Source organism: Paraburkholderia sp. Clong3, assembly GCF_050436485.1.
Classification (GTDB): Bacteria; Pseudomonadota; Gammaproteobacteria; order Burkholderiales; family Burkholderiaceae; genus Paraburkholderia; species Paraburkholderia tuberum.
This window is the reverse complement of the sequence record NZ_JBNDMH010000002.1, coordinates 2001959-2020138: the sequence shown is the minus strand read 5'-3', so window position 1 is coordinate 2020138 and position 18180 is coordinate 2001959. Positions and strand designations below refer to the sequence as shown.

Annotated in this window: 11 protein-coding genes; 7 read left to right on the top strand and 4 right to left on the bottom strand. The window is 66.5% G+C overall.

The genetic code is table 11. The features are described 5' to 3' along the window. Positions 1-84: 84 nt before the first annotated feature. Positions 85-4182, bottom strand: coding sequence for a DNA translocase FtsK (locus OKW30_RS13515; RefSeq protein ID WP_429346906.1), 4098 nt, complete (start codon positions 4180-4182; stop codon positions 85-87). 113 nt (positions 4183-4295) lie between these two features. Continuing rightward, the gene (locus tag OKW30_RS13510) at positions 4296-4832 is read right to left on the bottom strand and encodes an META domain-containing protein (protein ID WP_184065657.1); all 537 of its coding nucleotides are present in this window, start codon (positions 4830-4832) and stop codon (positions 4296-4298) included. Between the two features lie 247 nt (positions 4833-5079). Between OKW30_RS13510 and purT the strand changes: the two genes are divergently transcribed. The 6 genes from purT (at position 5080) to OKW30_RS13480 (ending at position 12341) form a co-directional block, all read left to right on the top strand. Beyond that, complete coding sequence (gene purT, locus OKW30_RS13505) at positions 5080-6294, top strand: formate-dependent phosphoribosylglycinamide formyltransferase (protein WP_184065660.1); 1215 nt, start codon at positions 5080-5082, stop codon at positions 6292-6294. Positions 6295-6401: 107 nt separating this feature from the next. After that, a complete protein-coding gene (locus OKW30_RS13500; RefSeq protein WP_090803657.1) occupies positions 6402-6614 on the top strand; it encodes a DUF6726 family protein in 213 nt (70 codons plus the stop codon). A gap of 125 nt (positions 6615-6739) precedes the next feature. After that, positions 6740-7123, top strand: coding sequence for an MliC family protein (locus tag OKW30_RS13495; RefSeq protein WP_184065663.1), 384 nt, complete (start codon positions 6740-6742; stop codon positions 7121-7123). Between the two features lie 257 nt (positions 7124-7380). Continuing rightward, positions 7381-9033: an acetolactate synthase large subunit gene (locus tag OKW30_RS13490; RefSeq protein WP_184065666.1), complete on the top strand. Its 1653-nt coding sequence runs from the start codon at positions 7381-7383 to the stop codon at positions 9031-9033. A gap of 30 nt (positions 9034-9063) precedes the next feature. Further along, a complete protein-coding gene (locus OKW30_RS13485) occupies positions 9064-10500 on the top strand; it encodes an aldehyde dehydrogenase family protein (RefSeq protein ID WP_184021588.1) in 1437 nt (478 codons plus the stop codon). Between the two features lie 374 nt (positions 10501-10874). Next, positions 10875-12341, top strand: coding sequence for a DEAD/DEAH box helicase (locus OKW30_RS13480; protein ID WP_429346905.1), 1467 nt, complete (start codon positions 10875-10877; stop codon positions 12339-12341). 107 nt (positions 12342-12448) lie between these two features. Here OKW30_RS13480 and gluQRS read toward each other — a convergent pair whose 3' ends face one another. Both gluQRS and OKW30_RS13470 read right to left on the bottom strand, forming a co-directional pair. Continuing rightward, positions 12449-13339, bottom strand: a complete 891-nt coding sequence (gene gluQRS / locus OKW30_RS13475) for a tRNA glutamyl-Q(34) synthetase GluQRS (protein ID WP_429346904.1) — start codon at positions 13337-13339, stop codon at positions 12449-12451. A gap of 52 nt (positions 13340-13391) precedes the next feature. Next, positions 13392-14255, bottom strand: a complete 864-nt coding sequence (locus tag OKW30_RS13470) for a sulfurtransferase (RefSeq protein WP_184059422.1) — start codon at positions 14253-14255, stop codon at positions 13392-13394. 325 nt (positions 14256-14580) lie between these two features. Between OKW30_RS13470 and dnaE the strand changes: the two genes are divergently transcribed. Next, entirely contained in the window at positions 14581-18147 is a 3567-nt protein-coding gene (gene dnaE, locus OKW30_RS13465) for a DNA polymerase III subunit alpha (protein ID WP_429346903.1), read from the top strand. The last annotated feature ends 33 nt before the right edge of the window (positions 18148-18180 follow it).

Genomic DNA, 18180 nt, shown 5'->3' with positions numbered 1-18180 from the left:
ATGAAAAACGGACAGCTCACATCGTGAGGCTGTCCGTTTTTTCTTCCGGATCATCGCCGACCCGGTTAGCGATTCACCGGGCGCTCATTCCGCCGGCCCCGGCGCCAGCACTTCGCGGCTGCCGTTGATGCTCATCGCCGACACGAGGCCGGCCGTCTCCATCTGCTCGACGAGCCGCGCCGCGCGGTTATAGCCGATGCGCAACTGCCGCTGCACTGACGAGATCGACGCGCGCCGCGTGCGTACGACGAACGCGACCGCTTCGTCGTACAGCGGATCGGCTTCCGCATCCGGCGCTTCGCCGAACAGGTCCTGGGCCGCGCCGCCATCGCCGGCCGGGCCGTCGAGAATGCCTTCCTCGTATTGTGGCTCGCCGAACTGCTTCAGATATTCGACGATCGCATGCACTTCCTCGTCGGCGACGAACGCGCCGTGCACGCGCTGCGGGTAGCCGGTGCCCGGCGGCAGGAACAGCATGTCGCCCTGGCCGAGCAGCGACTCGGCGCCCATCTGGTCGAGAATCGTGCGCGAGTCGATCTTCGACGACACCTGGAACGCGACGCGCGTCGGAATGTTCGCCTTGATGAGACCGGTGATGACGTCGACGGACGGCCGCTGCGTCGCGAGGATCAGGTGGATGCCGGCCGCCCGCGCCTTCTGCGCGAGCCGCGCGATCAGCTCCTCGATCTTCTTGCCGGCGACCATCATCAGGTCGGCGAGCTCGTCGATGACGACGACGATCAGCGGCAGCGGCGCCAGCGGCTCGGGCGCATCGGGCGTCAGCGAGAACGGGTTGCCGAGCTTCTTGCCCTTCGCCTCGGTGTCGCGGATCTTCTGGTTGAAGCCGGCGAGATTGCGCACGCCGACGGCCGACATCAGCCGGTAGCGCTTTTCCATTTCGCCGACGCACCAGTTCAGCGCATTGGCCGCGAGCTTCATGTCGGTGACGACCGGCGCGAGCAGATGCGGAATCCCTTCGTAAACCGAAAGTTCGAGCATCTTCGGGTCGATCATGATCAGGCGCACTTCCTCTGGCGTCGCCTTGAACAGCAGCGAGCAGATCATCGCGTTGATCGCGACCGATTTGCCCGAGCCGGTCGTGCCGGCCACCAGCATGTGCGGCGCCTTCGCGAGATCGGCGACGACTGGATGGCCGGTGATGTCCTTGCCCATCGCAAGCGTGAGTCGCGAGTGCGAGTTCTGGTAGACGCTCGCCTCGAGAATTTCCGAGAGGCGGATCGTTTGGCGCTTCGCGTTCGGCAGTTCGAGGCCCATGCAGGTCTTGCCCGGAATCGTTTCGACCACGCGGATCGACGTGAGACCGAGACCGCGCGACAGGTCCTTCATCAGACCGACGATCTGGCTGCCGCGCACGCCGAGCGCCGGTTCGACTTCGAAGCGTGTGATGACCGGACCCGCCGATGCGCCGACCACCATCACCGGCACCTTGAATTCCTGCAGGCGCTGCTCGATCAGCAGGCCGGTTTCGCGGAGCTTTTCATCCGGGATCGGTTCGATGTCGGCATCGGCGGGGGCGAGCAGATCGAGCTTCGGCAGTTCGACCATCGATGCGGCCGGCGCGTGGAACTCGAAGCCGTTGACCGGCGCGTGGCCGAGCAGCGGCGGGCGGCCGGCGGGCTCGGTAGTGGGTTGGTCGGCGGATTGGGCCTGCGGTTGCGGTGTTAGCGCGGGTAAAGACGACGGAGCGGACGACGGAGCGGACGACGGAGCGGGCGACGGAGCGGGCGACGGTTCGGCGGCCGGCGTGTTCGCGACAGGCGTTGCGCTTGCGCCGACCGAAGGCTCGATGCTGGTCGCCGGCGCGGCGAAGCCCGGGAAACGGACTACGTTCGAGACGACGGCCGGTGCGATTGCCGGCATAGCGAGGTTCGCCGCACTCGTCGAAGTCGACGACGGCGAGTCGTTTGCGGGGGTGTTCGCGGGCTCGTTCACAGCGGGCAGGGCAGGGGCGTGCGACGTCGCGGGCTCACCTGACTGCGCACTTTCGCTCGCGAGTTCCGAGACTGTCGCGCCGGACCACGGCGGCACGCTTGCGCTCGACGGCGCGGCGGCCTCCGTCTGCGGCGAGTCCGCTGACGCGGCCGCGCGTTGAGCCGCGGCGGGGCCGAGCTTGCTCTCCCAAGGCACGAGCATCTTGTCGATGACGATTTCGGCTGCCGGAGCCAGCGCTTGCGGAGGCGTCGCGGTGTCGGCGGTGGCCGGTTCGACGGTTCGCGCGGATTCCTCCCTCTGCGATGCCGGGACGCTGGTGTTTGTTGCTGTCTGCGTCGAATCGTTTTGGACCGCCGGTGCGTCTTCTTGCGAAGCATCGTCCCGTAGGCTGGCTGCGAAGCGCTCGAATGGCGTCGCCGTCGGCGACTCATGTTGCGGCGCGCTTGCGGCGGGTTCGGTGGCGGCAGACTCAGCCACAGCGGATGCCGATGGCTCGACAACCGCGGATTCGACAGCCGCAGCAGCCACGTCGGCCACCGACTCGATTGCAGTCGTCGTCTGCGGCGCAGCCGTAAGCGGCGCATGAATGACGGGCGGTTCGGTCGGCCATTGCGCAACCGCTTCGTTGCCGCCCTCGACCGACGTCTCGGACTCGGCCACCGCACGCTCGGCCGGCAACTCGACTGGTGCGGTTTCTTGCTGCGACTGCGCCGGCGACACCATCCGCGCCGAACTCTCCACGCTCTGCGCCTGCGGCGCCGCAACCGTCTCGCCGTTTTCGACAGGTAGCACGTCCCGCTGCGCCGGTGGCACATCGAACGTCGTCGACGCACGCTCATCGTCAATCTTCGCGCTATCGGCGCCACGGCTGCGCGCCAGGCTCACGCCGGCCATGTCGGTCCAGCGCGCGGCGTTTTCCGCGATGCTGCGCAGCGTTTCCTCGACGCTCGCGGGCGGCGCGACCGTCGACGCGTTCGTCATCGTTCGCGTGAAGTTCGGTGTAGGCCGGCGCACGGTCGACGGCGAGGTCGCGCCGTTGGCGCGCGAAGCGGCCGGGAACGGTTGACGCGGGCTCGCGCCGCGATTGAGCGGCGCGCTGCCGTCGGCCGGACGTGACAGCGACGACGGGCGGCTTGCGCGGCCCGCGGCATTCATCGATCCCGCTGTGATGCCGATACCGGCGCCCGAGGCGGCGGCGCGGGCCGCCATTGCCTGTGCCGCTCGCGCCGACACGCCGGCCGCGTTGGCGGCCGTCGCCGCCAACGCGGCACTGGAGCCGAACGACGCGGCCGCACGCTGATCTCCGACCGAGCGCCGCCCGACCTGCGCAGCACCATCACGAGCCGACATGCCCGATGCGGCCGATGCACCCGCCGCACCCAGCGATGCCGCCGCCGTCGCCGCGCGCAGCTCCGTGGTGCGCAGCCAGCCGGCCGGCGCGACCGGCTCGGTCGGCACGAATGGTGCGGCGGATCTGTCCGCAGCCTTGTCCGCATGCAGCGCCTGCGTTGCCGTCGACGTTGCCGGGCGCGGCGACGCGCTCGACCCCGTGCGTAACACCGGCTCGGTCTGCTTGACCGGCCCGCGCGCCGCGTCGGCGGCCGCATCGGCTCGCCAGCTTGCGCCGGCGCCACGGGCGGAAGCGTCCTTGCTACCCGCGATGCCAGCCGCCGCGGTGCCGGCAGCAGCGGCGGAGCCCGCGCCGCGCCCGCTCGCGGGCGGACGCCACACCGTCGGCCGCGCGTAGCGACCCTTGCTATTGCGCGGCGCCATCGTGTTGGTAGCAGGCGACACATGCGACGGCGCGCCGTCGTCGACGCTGCGGTGGCGGCGCGCATCCTCGTCGCGCTTCGCGAGTCCCCGCGACAGACCGAGGCCGAACGCGCCGTCGGCCCAAACGGCGACGTCGCTCCAGCGGAAGTCGACGAGCCACGGCAGGCTGATCACGAGCAGCGCGAGCGCCGCGAGCGGCGTGCCGACATGGCCGAGCACATGTCCAAGCCCCGCGGCGAGCGCATGACCGAAACCATTGATGCCGGCGATGCCGATCAGCGAGCCCTCGAGTGTGCAACTCGCGATCAGCACGCAGACGAAGCCGAGCCACAGCCGGATCGTGCCGGGGCCGCGCAGACCCGCGCCGCCCGGCAGCATCGACTTCACGAGGCGCCACAAAAGAGGAATGAACCAGACGGCCGACCCGCCGAACCAGCCGAAAACTACCGTGTGCATACCAGACATCTACGAATGACGGAGCGCGCGAGAAGCGCAATCCGTCGAGTTTAAACGGCGCAGCGCGCGGCTTCGAAGGCCGGCGCGAATCCCGAACGCGGCGCAAACTCGCATCACTTGTCGCTGCGATCGAACATCAGGGTGTCGCCGTTGTCGAGGATCAGCTGCATCTGCTGCGGCGCTCGCATCTGCACGCCGGTGCGATCGATGCGCTCGAGCGCATCGAGGAACGGCTTCTCGATGTCGCCGCCCGGCGAGACGCACGCCATGCGTGTGCCGGCGAGGGAACCGAAGCTCAGCTTGCCGTCCTTCAGCATGTACGAACCCATGAAGCGGTTGCAGCCGGAAAAGCCGCTCGCGTGACGCCGGCCGCCTTCGGTCGACAACGTCAGCGTGAGCGGTTTCTGATCCTCCGACGGCACCGCGCGCGCCGTGCCGTCGGCGTTCTTCCACGAGCTCAGCACCCAGCTGGTGTCGTCGAGCAGTTGCGCGGCGGCGGGATTGAACGGATCGGGCGGCGGCGCCGACGAGTCCGGATGCTTCGGGATCGCGCACGCACCGAGCAGCGCGGCGATGCTCAACGCGGCGACGGCCGTGCGCAGGCACGGAATGATGCGCGCAAGAGGTCGCGGGCGGGAGCGGATGAGCATGGCGTCGTTCCTGTTCAAACTGGCGAAGGCGTAAGGGTAACGTACTAAGCTTGTCGTGCGCGAGCGATGCTCGCGGTGACGTGATCGCGGCTGCGAACGTCGACGCGGCAGCACGGTTCCGCTCGACCGCCACGGCCTCGCGAGCGCACCGAAAGCGCACCCTGAGCGCCGCGCGGCAAGGGGCCCGCATGTTAACATCGCGGTCTATCCAATCCCACCCTCATCCCGACTTTTATCTGGAGTTCCCATGCAGATCGGCCAACGGATCGGCACGCCCCTTTCTGAATCCGCGACGCGCGTGATGCTGCTCGGCGCCGGCGAGCTCGGCAAGGAAGTGATCATCGCGCTGCAACGGCTGGGCGTCGAAGTGATCGCCGTCGACCGTTACCCGAACGCGCCGGGCCATCAGGTCGCGCATCGCGCGCATGTGATCGACATGACCGACCGCGCCGCGCTGCGCGCGCTGGTCGAGCAGGAGCGCCCGCATCTGATCGTCCCCGAAATCGAGGCGATCGCCACCGACGAACTCGCCGCGATCGAAACCGAGGCGCTCGCCGAGGTGATCCCGACCGCGCGTGCCACCCAACTGACGATGAACCGCGAAGGCATCCGCCGCCTCGCTGCGGAGGAGCTTGGTCTACCGACCTCGCCGTACGCATTCGCCGATTCGCTCGACGAGCTGCGCGCGGGCATCGCGAAGGTCGGCTATCCGTGCGTCGTGAAACCGGTGATGTCGTCGTCGGGCAAGGGGCAGTCGGTGCTGCGCAGCGACGCCGACGTCGAACCCGCCTGGCAGTACGCGATGGCGGGCGGCCGCGTGAATTTCGGGCGCGTGATCGTCGAGGGTTTCATCGACTTCGAATACGAAATCACGCAGCTCACCGTGCGCGCGATCGACCCGGCGAGCGGCGCGGTCGGCACGTATTTCTGCGATCCGATCGGCCACGTGCAGGTCGCGGGCGACTATGTCGAATCGTGGCAGCCGCAGCCGATGAACCCGCTCGCGCTCGAGCGTTCGCGCGAGATCGCGCACAAGGTGACGGCGGCGCTCGGCGGCCGCGGCCTGTTTGGCGTGGAACTTTTCGTGCGCGGCGACGACGTATGGTTTTCGGAAGTCAGCCCGCGTCCGCACGACACGGGGCTCGTCACGCTGTGCTCGCAGCGCTTCTCGGAGTTCGAACTGCATGCGCGCGCGATCCTCGGCCTGCCGGTCGATACGTCGTTGCGTGCGGCGGGCGCGTCGGCGGTGATCTACGGTGGTCGCGACGAGGCCGGCATCGCGTTCGAAGGCGTCGCGGCCGCACTTGCGGTGCCCAATGCGGATCTGCGCCTGTTCGGAAAGCCGGAAAGCTTCGTCAAACGTCGCATGGGCGTCGCGCTCGCGACCGGCGAGAACATCGGGGAAGCGCGCTCGCGTGCCAGGCAGGCGGCGGCCGCGGTGCGGCCGGTGTCGGCGAAGTAACGGGCAGGCGGCGAGGCGCGGCGCAAAAGTGTGCGGGACGCACACGAAAGAGCCCACCGCATTCGTTTCCGGCTTATCGAAGCAAAGAGATCGGAGTAGAGGATCGTATGGCGCTTGAATCTCGCAGCAATCCATGGCGCGGCGCGCTTCGCCGGGTCGGCGCACTCGGCGTGGCGTTCGCGCTGTGCGCCGGCATCAGCGGCTGCGGGCTCGCGGCCGCGCCGTGCCGGATCGCTTCGGCGGGACTGAAGATCGTGCCGGTGGTCGGCCACGTCGCCGCTGCGCCGACCGATGCGTGTGCCGGCGTGATCGATCCTTGAAGCGTCGTCGAGCTGTCCGTGAATCGCCCATGAGCTGCCTGTGACTCGGCCGTGACTCGGCCGTGACCGGCGTCGCTGCCGGTGTTGCCTTCCCTGCCTGACCCCCGCAACAATCGAGGTGTTCGATGAAGACATGGCGTGTTGCGATCCTCACGGCGGCAGCATGGACGGTGGCCTGGCTGGCGGCATCTTCCGGCGGCGCATCTGCCGCGCCATTGCAGTTCAAGCACTTCGAGGGCAAGAACCATCAGACGCGCAAATACACCTGCGCCACCGGCAAGATCCTGCAAGTCACCTACTGGAACGCGCAGAACGGCCAGAGCTTCGCCGTGCTGCCGGTGAAAGGCGCGTCGATGCTGTTCGTCAACACGATCTCGGCGTCCGGTGCGAAGTACCAGGCCGGCAGCTATACGTGGTGGACCAAGGGTCCGCGCGCCAACCTGTACGACCTGACGAGCGGCGAGAACGCGCCGCCGATTCTCTCCGACTGCGTGACCGTGATTCGCTGATTTGCTGATCGGCGGACACGTGCACCGCATGCGGCGGCTTCATCCCCTACCGCCGCCTGCTTCTTCTCGCGCCTGGCTTCCTGTCCCCCGCGCCGCCTCGTGCGCTCGCGCGCATCGTTTCCGTTCGAGTAGTAAGCTGTCCGGCATGGCGTTCGCCATGCCGTTTGCCATGCCGCGCGCGCGGAGCGGTGTTTCGCGCGCAGCCGTCGTTGTCGTCTTCGATTGTCCGTTCCCCGAGTCATCAAGCGAGACCCTCAATGAAAGCATCGGACCTGTTCGTCAAATCGCTGGAAGCCGAAGGTGTCGAGTATGTGTTTGGCATCCCCGGTGAAGAAAATCTCGATCTGCTGGAGTCGCTGCGCCGCTCGAAAATCCGTCTGATCCTCACGCGCCACGAGCAGGCGGCCGGCTTCATGGCCGCCACCTACGGGCGGCTCACCGGCCGCACGGGAGTATGTCTGGCGACGCTCGGCCCCGGCGCGACCAACTTCGTGACCGCGGCCGCCTACGCGCAGCTGGGCGGGATGCCGATGCTGATGGTCACGGGCCAGAAGCCGATCAAGTCGAGCAAGCAGGGGCACTTCCAGATCGTCGACGTGGTGCGGATGATGGAGCCGCTCACCAAGTACACACGGCAGATCGTGTCGATCGGCAATATTCCGGCGATGGTGCGCGAGGCGGTGCGCCGCGCCGAGGAGGAACGCCCGGGCGCCACGCACCTCGAATTGCCCGAGGACGTTGCGCACGAGGAGGGCGATGGCAAGCCGATTCCGAAGAGCTACAGCCGCCGCCCGGTCGCCGAGGAGAAGGCGGTCGCGCGCGCGGTCGAGGCGATCACCGCCGCGAAGCATCCGCTGCTGATGATCGGCGCGGGCGGCAACCGCAAAACCACCACGAAGATGCTGCGCGAGTTCGTCGACCAGATCGGCATTCCGTTTTTCACCACGCAGATGGGCAAGGGCGTGATCGACGAATCGCATCCGATGTGGCTCGGCAACGCGACGCTCTCCGACGGCGATTTCGTGCACCGCGCGATCGAGCTCGCCGACTGCATCATCAACGTCGGTCACGACGTGATCGAAAAGCCGCCGTTTTTCATGCGCAGCGGCGAAGCGGGCGAGAAGACCGTGATCCACGTGAACTTCCTCGGCGCCGAAGTCGATCCGGTGTATTTCCCGCAGATCGAAGTGGTCGGCGATATCGCCAACGCGGTGTGGCAACTCAAGGAAAGCCTGAAGACGCGTCAGGAGCATTGGGACTTCACGCGCTTCAAGGAGATCAAGGAGCACTTCGAGGCGCATCTGGTGAAGGGCCAGCACGACGATCGCTTCCCGATGTACCCGGTGCGGATCGTCAACGACGTGTACGAGACCACGCCGGTCGACGGCATCGTGTGTCTGGATAACGGCATGTACAAGATCTGGTTCGCGCGCTACTACCGCGCGCACGAGCCGAATTCGCTGCTGCTCGACAACGCGTTGGCGTCGATGGGCGCGGGGCTGCCGTCGGCGATCGCGAGCAAGATCGTGCATCCGGAGCGCAAGGTGATTGCCGTGTGCGGCGACGGCGGCTTCATGATGAACTCGCAGGAGCTCGAAACGGCGGTGCGGCTGAAGCTCGATCTGGTGATCCTGATTCTGCGCGACGACGCGTTCGGCATGATCCGCTGGAAGCAGGAGAACATGAACTTCCCGGACTACGGCATGACGCTTGCGAACCCGGATTTCGTCGCCTATGCGCAGAGTTATGGCGCGCAGGGGCATAGGATCGAGGCGGCCGAGCAGTTCGCGCCGCTGTTGCGCGAGTGCTTCGCGACGCCCGGCGTGCACGTGATCGACGTGCCGATCGACTATTCGGACAACGAGCGCGTGCTCAATCGCGAGATCAAGCGGCTGTCCGCGCGGCTTTGAGCCTCTGCATCGAATCTAGGAGAACGCGACATGTTGCAGAAAACCTATCCGTACTACCTCGCCAACGAGCCGGTGGCCGCCAACACCGATCTCGAAGTCACCGACAAATTCAGCGGCGAAGTCGCCACGCGCGTCGCAATGGCCGACGCGGCCGCGATCGACAAGGCGATCGGCCTGGCGGTCGATGCGATGCCCGCCATGCGCGCCTACCCGCCGTTCAAACGCCAGGCGGTGCTCGAACATTGCGTCAAGCGCTTTCGCGAGCGCTACGACGAACTCGCGCTCGCGCTGTGCATCGAGGCGGGCAAGCCGATCAACGATTCGAAGGGCGAAGTCACGCGCCTGATCGATACGTTCAAGGTCGCCGCGGAGGAGAGCGTGCGGATCGACGGCGAGATCATCAATCTGCAGATTTCGCCGCGCGCGAACGGGTATCACGGCTATGTGAAGCGCGTGCCGATCGGGCCGTGCTCGTTCATCTCGCCGTTCAATTTTCCGTTGAACCTCACCGCCCACAAGGTCGCGCCGGCGATCGCGGCCGGCGTGCCGTTCGTGCTGAAACCGGCGAGCCGCACACCGGTCGGTGCGCTGATCATGGGCGAAATTCTCGCGGAAACCGATCTGCCGAAGGGCGCGTTCTCGATTTTGCCCGCGCATCGCGACGGCGCCGACCTGTTCACGACCGACGAGCGCTTCAAGCTGCTGTCGTTCACCGGGTCGCCCGCGGTCGGCTGGGAGTTGAAGCGCAAAGCCGGCAAGAAGAAGGTGATTCTGGAGCTGGGCGGCAACGCGGCGGCGATCGTCGACGCTGACCAGGGCGGCAAGCTCGACTACGTGGTCGACCGGCTCGCGTTCGGCGCGTTCTATCAGTCGGGGCAGAGCTGCATCGGCGTGCAGCGGATTCTCGCGCACACGAGCGTCTACGACGCGCTGCGCGAGAAGCTGATCGCGAAGACGAAGTCGCTCGTGATGGGCGATCCGAAGAACGAAAAGACCTTCGTCGGGCCGATGATTTCCGAATCGGAAGCGAAGCGGCTCGCTGGCTGGATGGAGGGGGCGGTGCAGGCGGGTGCGCAGATCGTCGCGGGCGGCAAGGTCGACGGCGCGATGTTCGAGGCGACGCTGCTGGAAGGCGTGAAGCGCGACACCGATCTGTATCGCAAGGAGGCGTTCGGACCGGTTGCGATACTCGAGCGCTTCGACGATTTCGAGGCGGCGCTCGCGCAGGTCAACGACAGCGACTTCGGCCTGCAGGCCGGCGTGTTCACCGATTCGCTCGCGCATGCGCATCGCGCGTGGGATGCGCTCGAAGTGGGCGGCGTCGTGATCAACGACGTGCCGTCGTTCCGCGTCGACAACATGCCGTATGGCGGCGTCAAGGATTCGGGGCTCGGGCGCGAGGGCGTGCGCTACGCGATCGAGGACATGACCGAGATGCGGCTGATGGTGATGCGCGAGACGTGGTGAGGGGCGATCTGACGTGAGCGGGGGCGGGCGACCGTTCGCAATGGGGCCGGTGCGGGCGCGGGGACGGCTGACGAACGCCGCGCGCCGCCCGCCGAAGTGCCCGGCTGTCACGCCACTGTCGTCTGTGCGCACTACGCTGCGACCGAAGCAACGGCCGCGAGCCGCCGGCCGGCCAGCCGTCACGAGCGTTTTTGCTGAAGTGCTACAATGCTCGGCTTTCGGCGGATGCTTCCGCCAGCCGGAGCCGGCCGCATTATCCGAACTCAGACGGGTCTCGCGCGGAACGACGTGGCTCCGCCTTCATCCTGATGCCCTCCGCGGTCCCGACCGCTGTCGCGCGCATCGCGCCACGCGCCTTTTTAGCGAAAGCCACCATGTCCGACACAGCCGTCACGCCCAGCACCGAGACTTTTGATCAATTCGGCCTCGCGCCCGACATCCTGAAGGCCATCAAGGAATCGGGCTACACGTCGCCCACGCCGATCCAGGCGAAGGCGATCCCGGTCGTGCTGGCGGGCCGTGACGTGATGGGCGCCGCGCAGACCGGCACCGGCAAGACCGCGAGCTTCTCGCTGCCGATCATCCAGCGCCTGCTGCCGCAGGCCAGTACGAGCGCGTCGCCGGCACGCCATCCGGTCCGCGCGCTGATCCTCACGCCGACCCGCGAACTGGCCGACCAGGTTGCCGCGAACGTGCAGGCCTACGCGAAGCACACGGCGCTGCGCAGCGCGGTCGTGTTCGGTGGCGTCGACATGAATCCGCAGTCCGAGCAGCTGCGCCGCGGCGTTGAAATCCTGATCGCGACGCCGGGCCGTCTGCTCGATCACGTGCAGCAGAAAACCGCGAACCTGGGCCAGGTGCAGATGCTCGTGCTCGACGAAGCCGACCGCATGCTCGATATGGGCTTCCTGCCCGACCTGCAGCGCATCCTGAACCTGCTGCCGAAAGAGCGCCAGACGCTGCTCTTTTCCGCGACGTTCTCGGGCGAAATCAAGAAGCTCGCCGCGACGTATCTGCGCAACCCGCAGACCATCGAAGTGGCGCGCAGCAACTCGACCGCGACCAATGTCACGCAGATCGTCTACGAAGTCGCCGAGGGCGACAAGACCGGCGCGGTCGTGCAGCTGATCCGCGAGCGTGGCCTGAAGCAGGTGCTCGTGTTCTGCAACAGCAAGATCGGCGCGAGCCGGCTCGCGCGCAGTCTCGAACGCGACGGCGTGGTCGCGACCGCGATTCACGGCGACCGCACGCAGAGCGAGCGCATGCAGGCGCTCGATGCGTTCAAGCGCGGCGAAGTCGAGGCGCTCGTCGCGACGGATGTCGCCGCACGCGGTCTCGACATCGTCGAACTGCCGACCGTGATCAACTTCGACCTGCCGTTCAACGCCGAAGACTACGTGCACCGGATCGGCCGCACGGGCCGCGCGGGCGCATCGGGCGACGCGCTGTCGCTGTGCAGCCCGAACGAGCGCAAGCAACTGGCCGACATCGAGAAGCTGATCAAGCGTCCGCTCGACTTGCAGCGCCTGACCGTCGAGGCGCCGATGCGCCATCATCACGAGGACCGTCCGCCGCGCCGCGATCGCAGCGAATCGCGCGACGAGCGCGGCCGCCGTCGCACGGGCGGGGCGTCGGGTTCGTATGACCGTGCGCATCATCATCGCGCGCAACCGGTCGACGATTTCTTTCTGAAGCCGTACGAGCCGTCGCCGGCTTCGGTGCGCACGATCGAGGAGACGGCCGCGTCGAACGGCGCGCCGCAAAAGACGGCGCCGAAGCGGCAACTGGCAGCGTTGCTCGGTGGCTTCGGAATGCCGAGGAAGACGCCTTCGTCGTCGTAAGACGGGCTGTCGGGTTCAGAGCTCGGGGTGCAACGCCTCGAGCGTAAAAACGGTGGGGCCGCGCGGTTCGATGTCTCGGAAAACGCAGCAGGCTTCACGCGCGCGCATCATCGGGATGCGCGAATGTTCATCCGTTTTGCCCAGGCCGCGGTCGCGGCGCTGTAGAACTGCTCCAGCGTCGTGGGCGGCTCGCTTCCCAACTTCAGTCCCAGATGCCGTGCCGCCGCGCCTAGTGCTTCGAGCGGCTTGTCGCTATCGAGCGCGGTCGCGCCGTTCTGCTTGCTCAGTTTCTCGCCGTGCTCGTTGGTGACGACCGGCACATGCAGATGCTCGGGCGTTGCCACACCCAGACAACGCTGCAGATAAATCTGCCGCGCCGTCGAATCCATCAGATCCGCGCCGCGCACGATGTGCGTGATGCCCGCGTCCGCATCGTCCACCACCACCGCCAGCTGATATGCCCACTGATCGTCCGCGCGGCGCAGCACGAAATCGCCGACCTCGGTCGCGAGATTTTGCGTCTGCGGACCCTGCCAGCGGTCGTCGAACGTGATCACGGCGGGCTCGCCGTCGGGTACGCGCAGCCGCCACGCGCGCGCCGGCTTGCCATGCAGACCCGTGCGGCAGGTGCCGGGGTAGGCGAGTGTAGTGTTGCGCGCGTGCGCGTGCAGCAGCGAATCGGCGATTTCCTTGCGCGTGCAGCCGCACGGATAGACGAGACCGGTCGATTTCAACTGCTCCAGCGCGTGCTGATAGCGCGCCATGCGCTGGCTTTGCCAGACCGGCGTTTCGTCCGCGCGCATGCCGAAACGTTCGAGGGTCGCGAGGATGTCCTCGGCGGCACCCGGCATCGTGCGCGGTCCGTCGATATCTTCGACGCGCACGAGCCACGCGCCGCGCTGCGCGCGCGCGTCGAGCCAGCTCGCGAGCGCGCTGACCAGCGAGCCGAAATGCAGCGGGCCGGTCGGCGACGGCGCGAAGCGTCCGCGATAGGTCATGGTTTGGGGACGACAGGCGAGGCGCCCGCGTCACGGAGCCCCCCGGCTGTCATTACGCGGCGCACGCGGCCTTGCTGTCCGGATGGCACGCCGGACAGGTCTTGCCCGCGACGTACATCGGCGATTGCTGTTGCTCGGGCGTGACCACCGCGCGGCAGCCGAAGCATTGCGCGGTCGCGGTCGGTTCGAGTTGCGGATTCAGCGCGGTGCGGTAGTCGAACACGAAGCAGTCGCCGTGATAATGCGCGCCGCCCACTTCCTCGAAGTATTTGAGGATGCCGCCTTCGAGCTGGTACACGTTCTCGATGCCGACCTCCTTCATATGGATCGCGGCCTTCTCGCAGCGGATGCCGCCCGTGCAGAACGACACCACCGTCTTGTCTTGGAGATCGGCACGGTTGTTCTCGATTACCTCGGGGAATTCGCTGAACTTCGTGATCCGATAGTCGAGCGCGTTGTCGAACGTGCCGACGTCGACTTCGAACGCGTTGCGCGTGTCGAGCATCACGACCGGACGGCCTTCGTCGTCGTGACCGCGGTCGAGCCAGGTCTTCAGCGTCGGCGCGTCGACGAACGGTGCGCGGCCGAGCTCGGGGCGGATCGCCGGCTTTTTCATCGTGATGATTTCGCGCTTGAGCTTGACCAGCATGCGCGTGAAGGGCTGCTTGTCCGACAGGCTTTCCTTGAACTGCAGATTCGCGAACTTGCCTTCGAACAGCGCGTCGTGGCGAATGTAGTCGATGAATGCGTCGGTGCTCTCGCGCGTGCCGGCGATGAACAGGTTGATGCCTTCCGGCGCAAGCAGGATGGTGCCGCGCAGGCCGAGCGCATTGCAGCGTTCGGTGACGAACGGGCGCCAGGCGGCGGTGTCTTCGATGGTTGCGAATTGATACGCGGCGAGATTGACGATACTCATGTGTGTTCTGCGGTAAAGATGGCCGGCGTGGCGAGGGGCGGCGGGATGTGCCGCCGCTGTTGCGCCCCGTATGAGACCCGGGGTTTGCCGCGCGGGTTCGCGCGCGTTTGCCGCGCGTTTGCCGCGCGTTTGCCGCGCGTTTGCCGCTTAAATGGCCACGTCGAGAGAGGCGAAACCCCTATTATCCCTCAACCCGGCATTTTCCCCGACCTGGCCGAATGGCTAACGAGTTGCGCTAGCGCAAACAGCGCTCGCTCCGACCTCGTCCTGGCCGGATGGCCAACGCGCCGTTTTGACCTGAAATCCGCAGAAGGGTGGAGTTACAATGTCGCCCATGTCAGATCCCCGCTTCGTTCATCTCCGCGTTCACTCCGAATTCTCGATTGCCGACGGCATCGTGCGTCTCGACGACATCGTCGCGGCGGCGGCCAAAGACGGTCAGGGCGCGCTCGCGCTTACCGACCTCGGCAACGCGTTCGGCCTCGTCCGTTTCTACCAGGAAGCGCGTGGCAAAGGGATCAAACCCATTGCCGGCTGCGACGTCTGGATCACCAATCCTGACGACCGCGACAAGCCTTCCCGCCTGCTGCTGCTGGTCAAGGACCGCCGCGGTTACCTGAACCTCTGCGAATTGCTCAGCAAGGCCTCGCTGACGAACCAGTATCGCGGCCGCGCGGAAATCGAAGCCGGCTGGCTCGAATCCGGTCTGGGCGAAGGGCTGCTCGCGCTGTCGGGCGCGCAGCAGGGCGACATCGGTCTCGCGCTGGCGGCCGGCAACGAAGAGGCGGCGAAGCGCCACGCGCAGCATTGGGCGAAGGTGTTCCCAGGCGGCTTCTATATCGAGCTGCAGCGCTATGGCCAGCCTGGCGGCGAGCAGTACGTGCAGCAGGCGGTCGCGCTCGCGGCATCGCTGAAACTGCCGGTCGTCGCGTCGCACCCGATGCAGTTCATGACACCGGACGACTTCACCGCGCACGAAGCGCGCGTGTGTATTTCCGAAGGCGACATTCTCGCGAATCCGCGTCGCCAGAAGCGCTTCACGGCCGAGCAGTATTTCCGCACGCAACAGGAAATGGCCACGCTGTTCGCGGACATTCCTTCGGCGCTGGCGAACACGGTGCAGATCGCCAAGCGCTGCAATCTGACGCTCGAACTCGGCAAGCCGAAGCTGCCGCTCTTTCCGACGCCCGACGGCATGTCGCTCGACGACTACCTGGTGCAGCTGTCGAAAGAGGGCCTGGAAAAGCGGCTCGAACAGTTGTATCCGGACGAGGCCGAGCGGGACGCGCAACGCCCGACGTACTACCAGCGCCTCGAATTCGAATGCGGCACGATCATCAAGATGGGCTTTCCGGGCTACTTCCTGATCGTCGCGGACTTCATCAACTGGGCCAAGAACAACGGGGTTCCGGTCGGGCCGGGCCGGGGTTCGGGCGCGGGTTCGCTGGTCGCCTATGCGCTCGGCGTGACCGATCTCGATCCGCTGCGCTACAACCTGCTGTTCGAGCGTTTCCTGAATCCGGAACGCGTGTCGATGCCCGACTTCGATATCGACTTCTGCCAGCACGGCCGCGATCGCGTGATCCAGTACGTGAAGGAGAAATACGGCGCGAACGCGGTGTCGCAGATCGCGACGTTCGGCACGATGGCGGCGAAGGCGGCGGTGCGCGACATCGGCCGCGTGCTCGATCTCGGCTACATGTTCACGGACGGCATCGCGAAGTTGATCCCGTTCAAGCCGGGCAAGCACGTGACGATCGCCGACGCGATGAAGGAAGAGCCGCTGTTGCAGGAGCGCTTCGACAACGAAGACGAAGTGCACCAGCTGCTCGAACTCGCGCAGCGCGTCGAAGGCTTGACGCGTAACGTCGGCATGCACGCGGGCGGCGTGCTGATCGCGCCGGGCAAGCTGACCGATTTCTGCCCCTTGTACACGCAGGGCGACGAAAGCGGCGTCGTCAGCCAGTACGACAAGGACGACGTCGAAGCGGTCGGCCTCGTGAAGTTCGACTTTCTGGGCCTGACCACGCTGACCATTCTGGATTGGGCCGAGCGCTACATCCGCCGCCTCGATCCGTCGAAGCAGGACTGGTCGCTCGCCCAGGTGCCGCTCGACGACCCGGCGTCGTTCTCGATCCTGAAGAAAGCGAATACGGTCGCCGTGTTCCAGCTGGAAAGCCGCGGCATGCAGGGCATGCTGAAGGACGCGCAGCCCGACCGCTTCGAAGACATCATCGCGCTCGTCGCGTTGTACCGCCCGGGTCCGATGGACCTGATCCCGAGCTTCTGTGCGCGTAAGCACGGCCGCGAGGTGGTGGAATATCCGGACCCGCGCGTCGAACCTGTTCTGAAAGAGACCTACGGCATCATGGTCTACCAGGAGCAGGTGATGCAGATGGCGCAGATCATCGGCGGCTACTCGCTGGGCGGTGCCGACCTGCTGCGTCGCGCGATGGGTAAGAAAAAGCCCGAGGAAATGGCCAAGCACCGCGAAATTTTCGCGGAAGGCGCGGCCACCAACGGCCTCACGCGCGAGAAATCCGACGAAATCTTCGACCTGATGGAGAAGTTCGCGGGCTACGGCTTCAACAAGTCGCACGCGGCCGCCTACGCGCTGCTTGCGTACTACACCGCGTGGCTGAAGGCGCACCATCCGGCCGAATTCATGGCGGCCAACATGTCGCTCGCGATGGACGACACGGACAAGGTCAAGATCCTGTTCGAAGACTGCCTCGCGAACAGGATGGCCGTGCTGCCGCCGGACGTGAACCTGTCCGCGTATCGCTTCGAGCCGGTCGCCGAAGCCGACGGCAAGCGCTCGCGCACGATCCGCTACGGTCTCGGCGCGATCAAGGGCAGCGGCCAGAACGCGATCGAAGAAATCCTGCGCGCGCGCGAGGAAGGCCGCTTCATCGACATCTTCGATTTCTGCAATCGCGTCGATCGGCGCATCGTCAATCGTCGCACGATCGAGGCGCTGATTCGCGCCGGCGCGTTCGACACGCTGCATCTGAACCGCGCGCAGCTGATCGCGTCGGTGTCGCTCGCGATGGAAGCGGCCGAGCAGGCGGCGGCCAATGCGCTGCAGGCCGGCCTGTTCGACATGGGCGACGCGCCGTCGCAAGGCCACGAACTCGTCGACGAACCGGAGTGGCCGGAAAAGCGCAAGCTGCAGGAAGAAAAGGCCGCGCTCGGTTTCTACCTGTCGGGCCATCTGTTCGATGCATACAAGGACGAAGTGCGTCGCTTCGTGCGCCAGAAGATCGGCGAGCTGAAGGAAGGGCGCGACAAGCTGGTCGCGGGCGTGATCGTGTCGCTGCGCACGCAGATGACCCAGCGCGGCAAGATGCTGATCGCGCTGCTCGACGACGGCACCGGCCAGTGCGAAGTGACGGTGTTCAACGAGGTCTTCGAAGAGCACAAGCAGTTGTTCAAGGAAGACGAGCTGCTGGTCGTGCAGGGCCAGGCGCGCAACGACGCGTTCACGGGCGGCATCCGCTTCACGGTCGAAACGGTGATGGATCTCGGCCGCGCGCGCTGCCGTTACGCGGACTCGCTGAAGGTGCAGATGAACGGCAACGCGGACGCGCAGGCATTGCGCCGGGTGCTCGAAGCGCACACCGCCGGCAAGGACGAGCCGTCCGCCACAGCCGCGCCGGCGGCCGCGCCGCGCGGCAATGGCGGTGGGCGTGGCGGCTTCGGCGGCGACGGCGGCCGTCAGCGTCAAGCGGTGCAGATTCCGAACGGGCTCGCGGTGCAGGTCGTTTATCGCAGCGAGCATGCGCAAGGCGAAATGCGTCTGGGCGACGCGTGGCGCGTGAAGCCGACCGATGAACTGCTCGCCGCGCTGCGCGGCGAGTTTGCGGGAAGCTCGATCGAAATCGTGTATTGAGCGAGGTCCGCGCTGTGGATGGGCCGGTGCCGC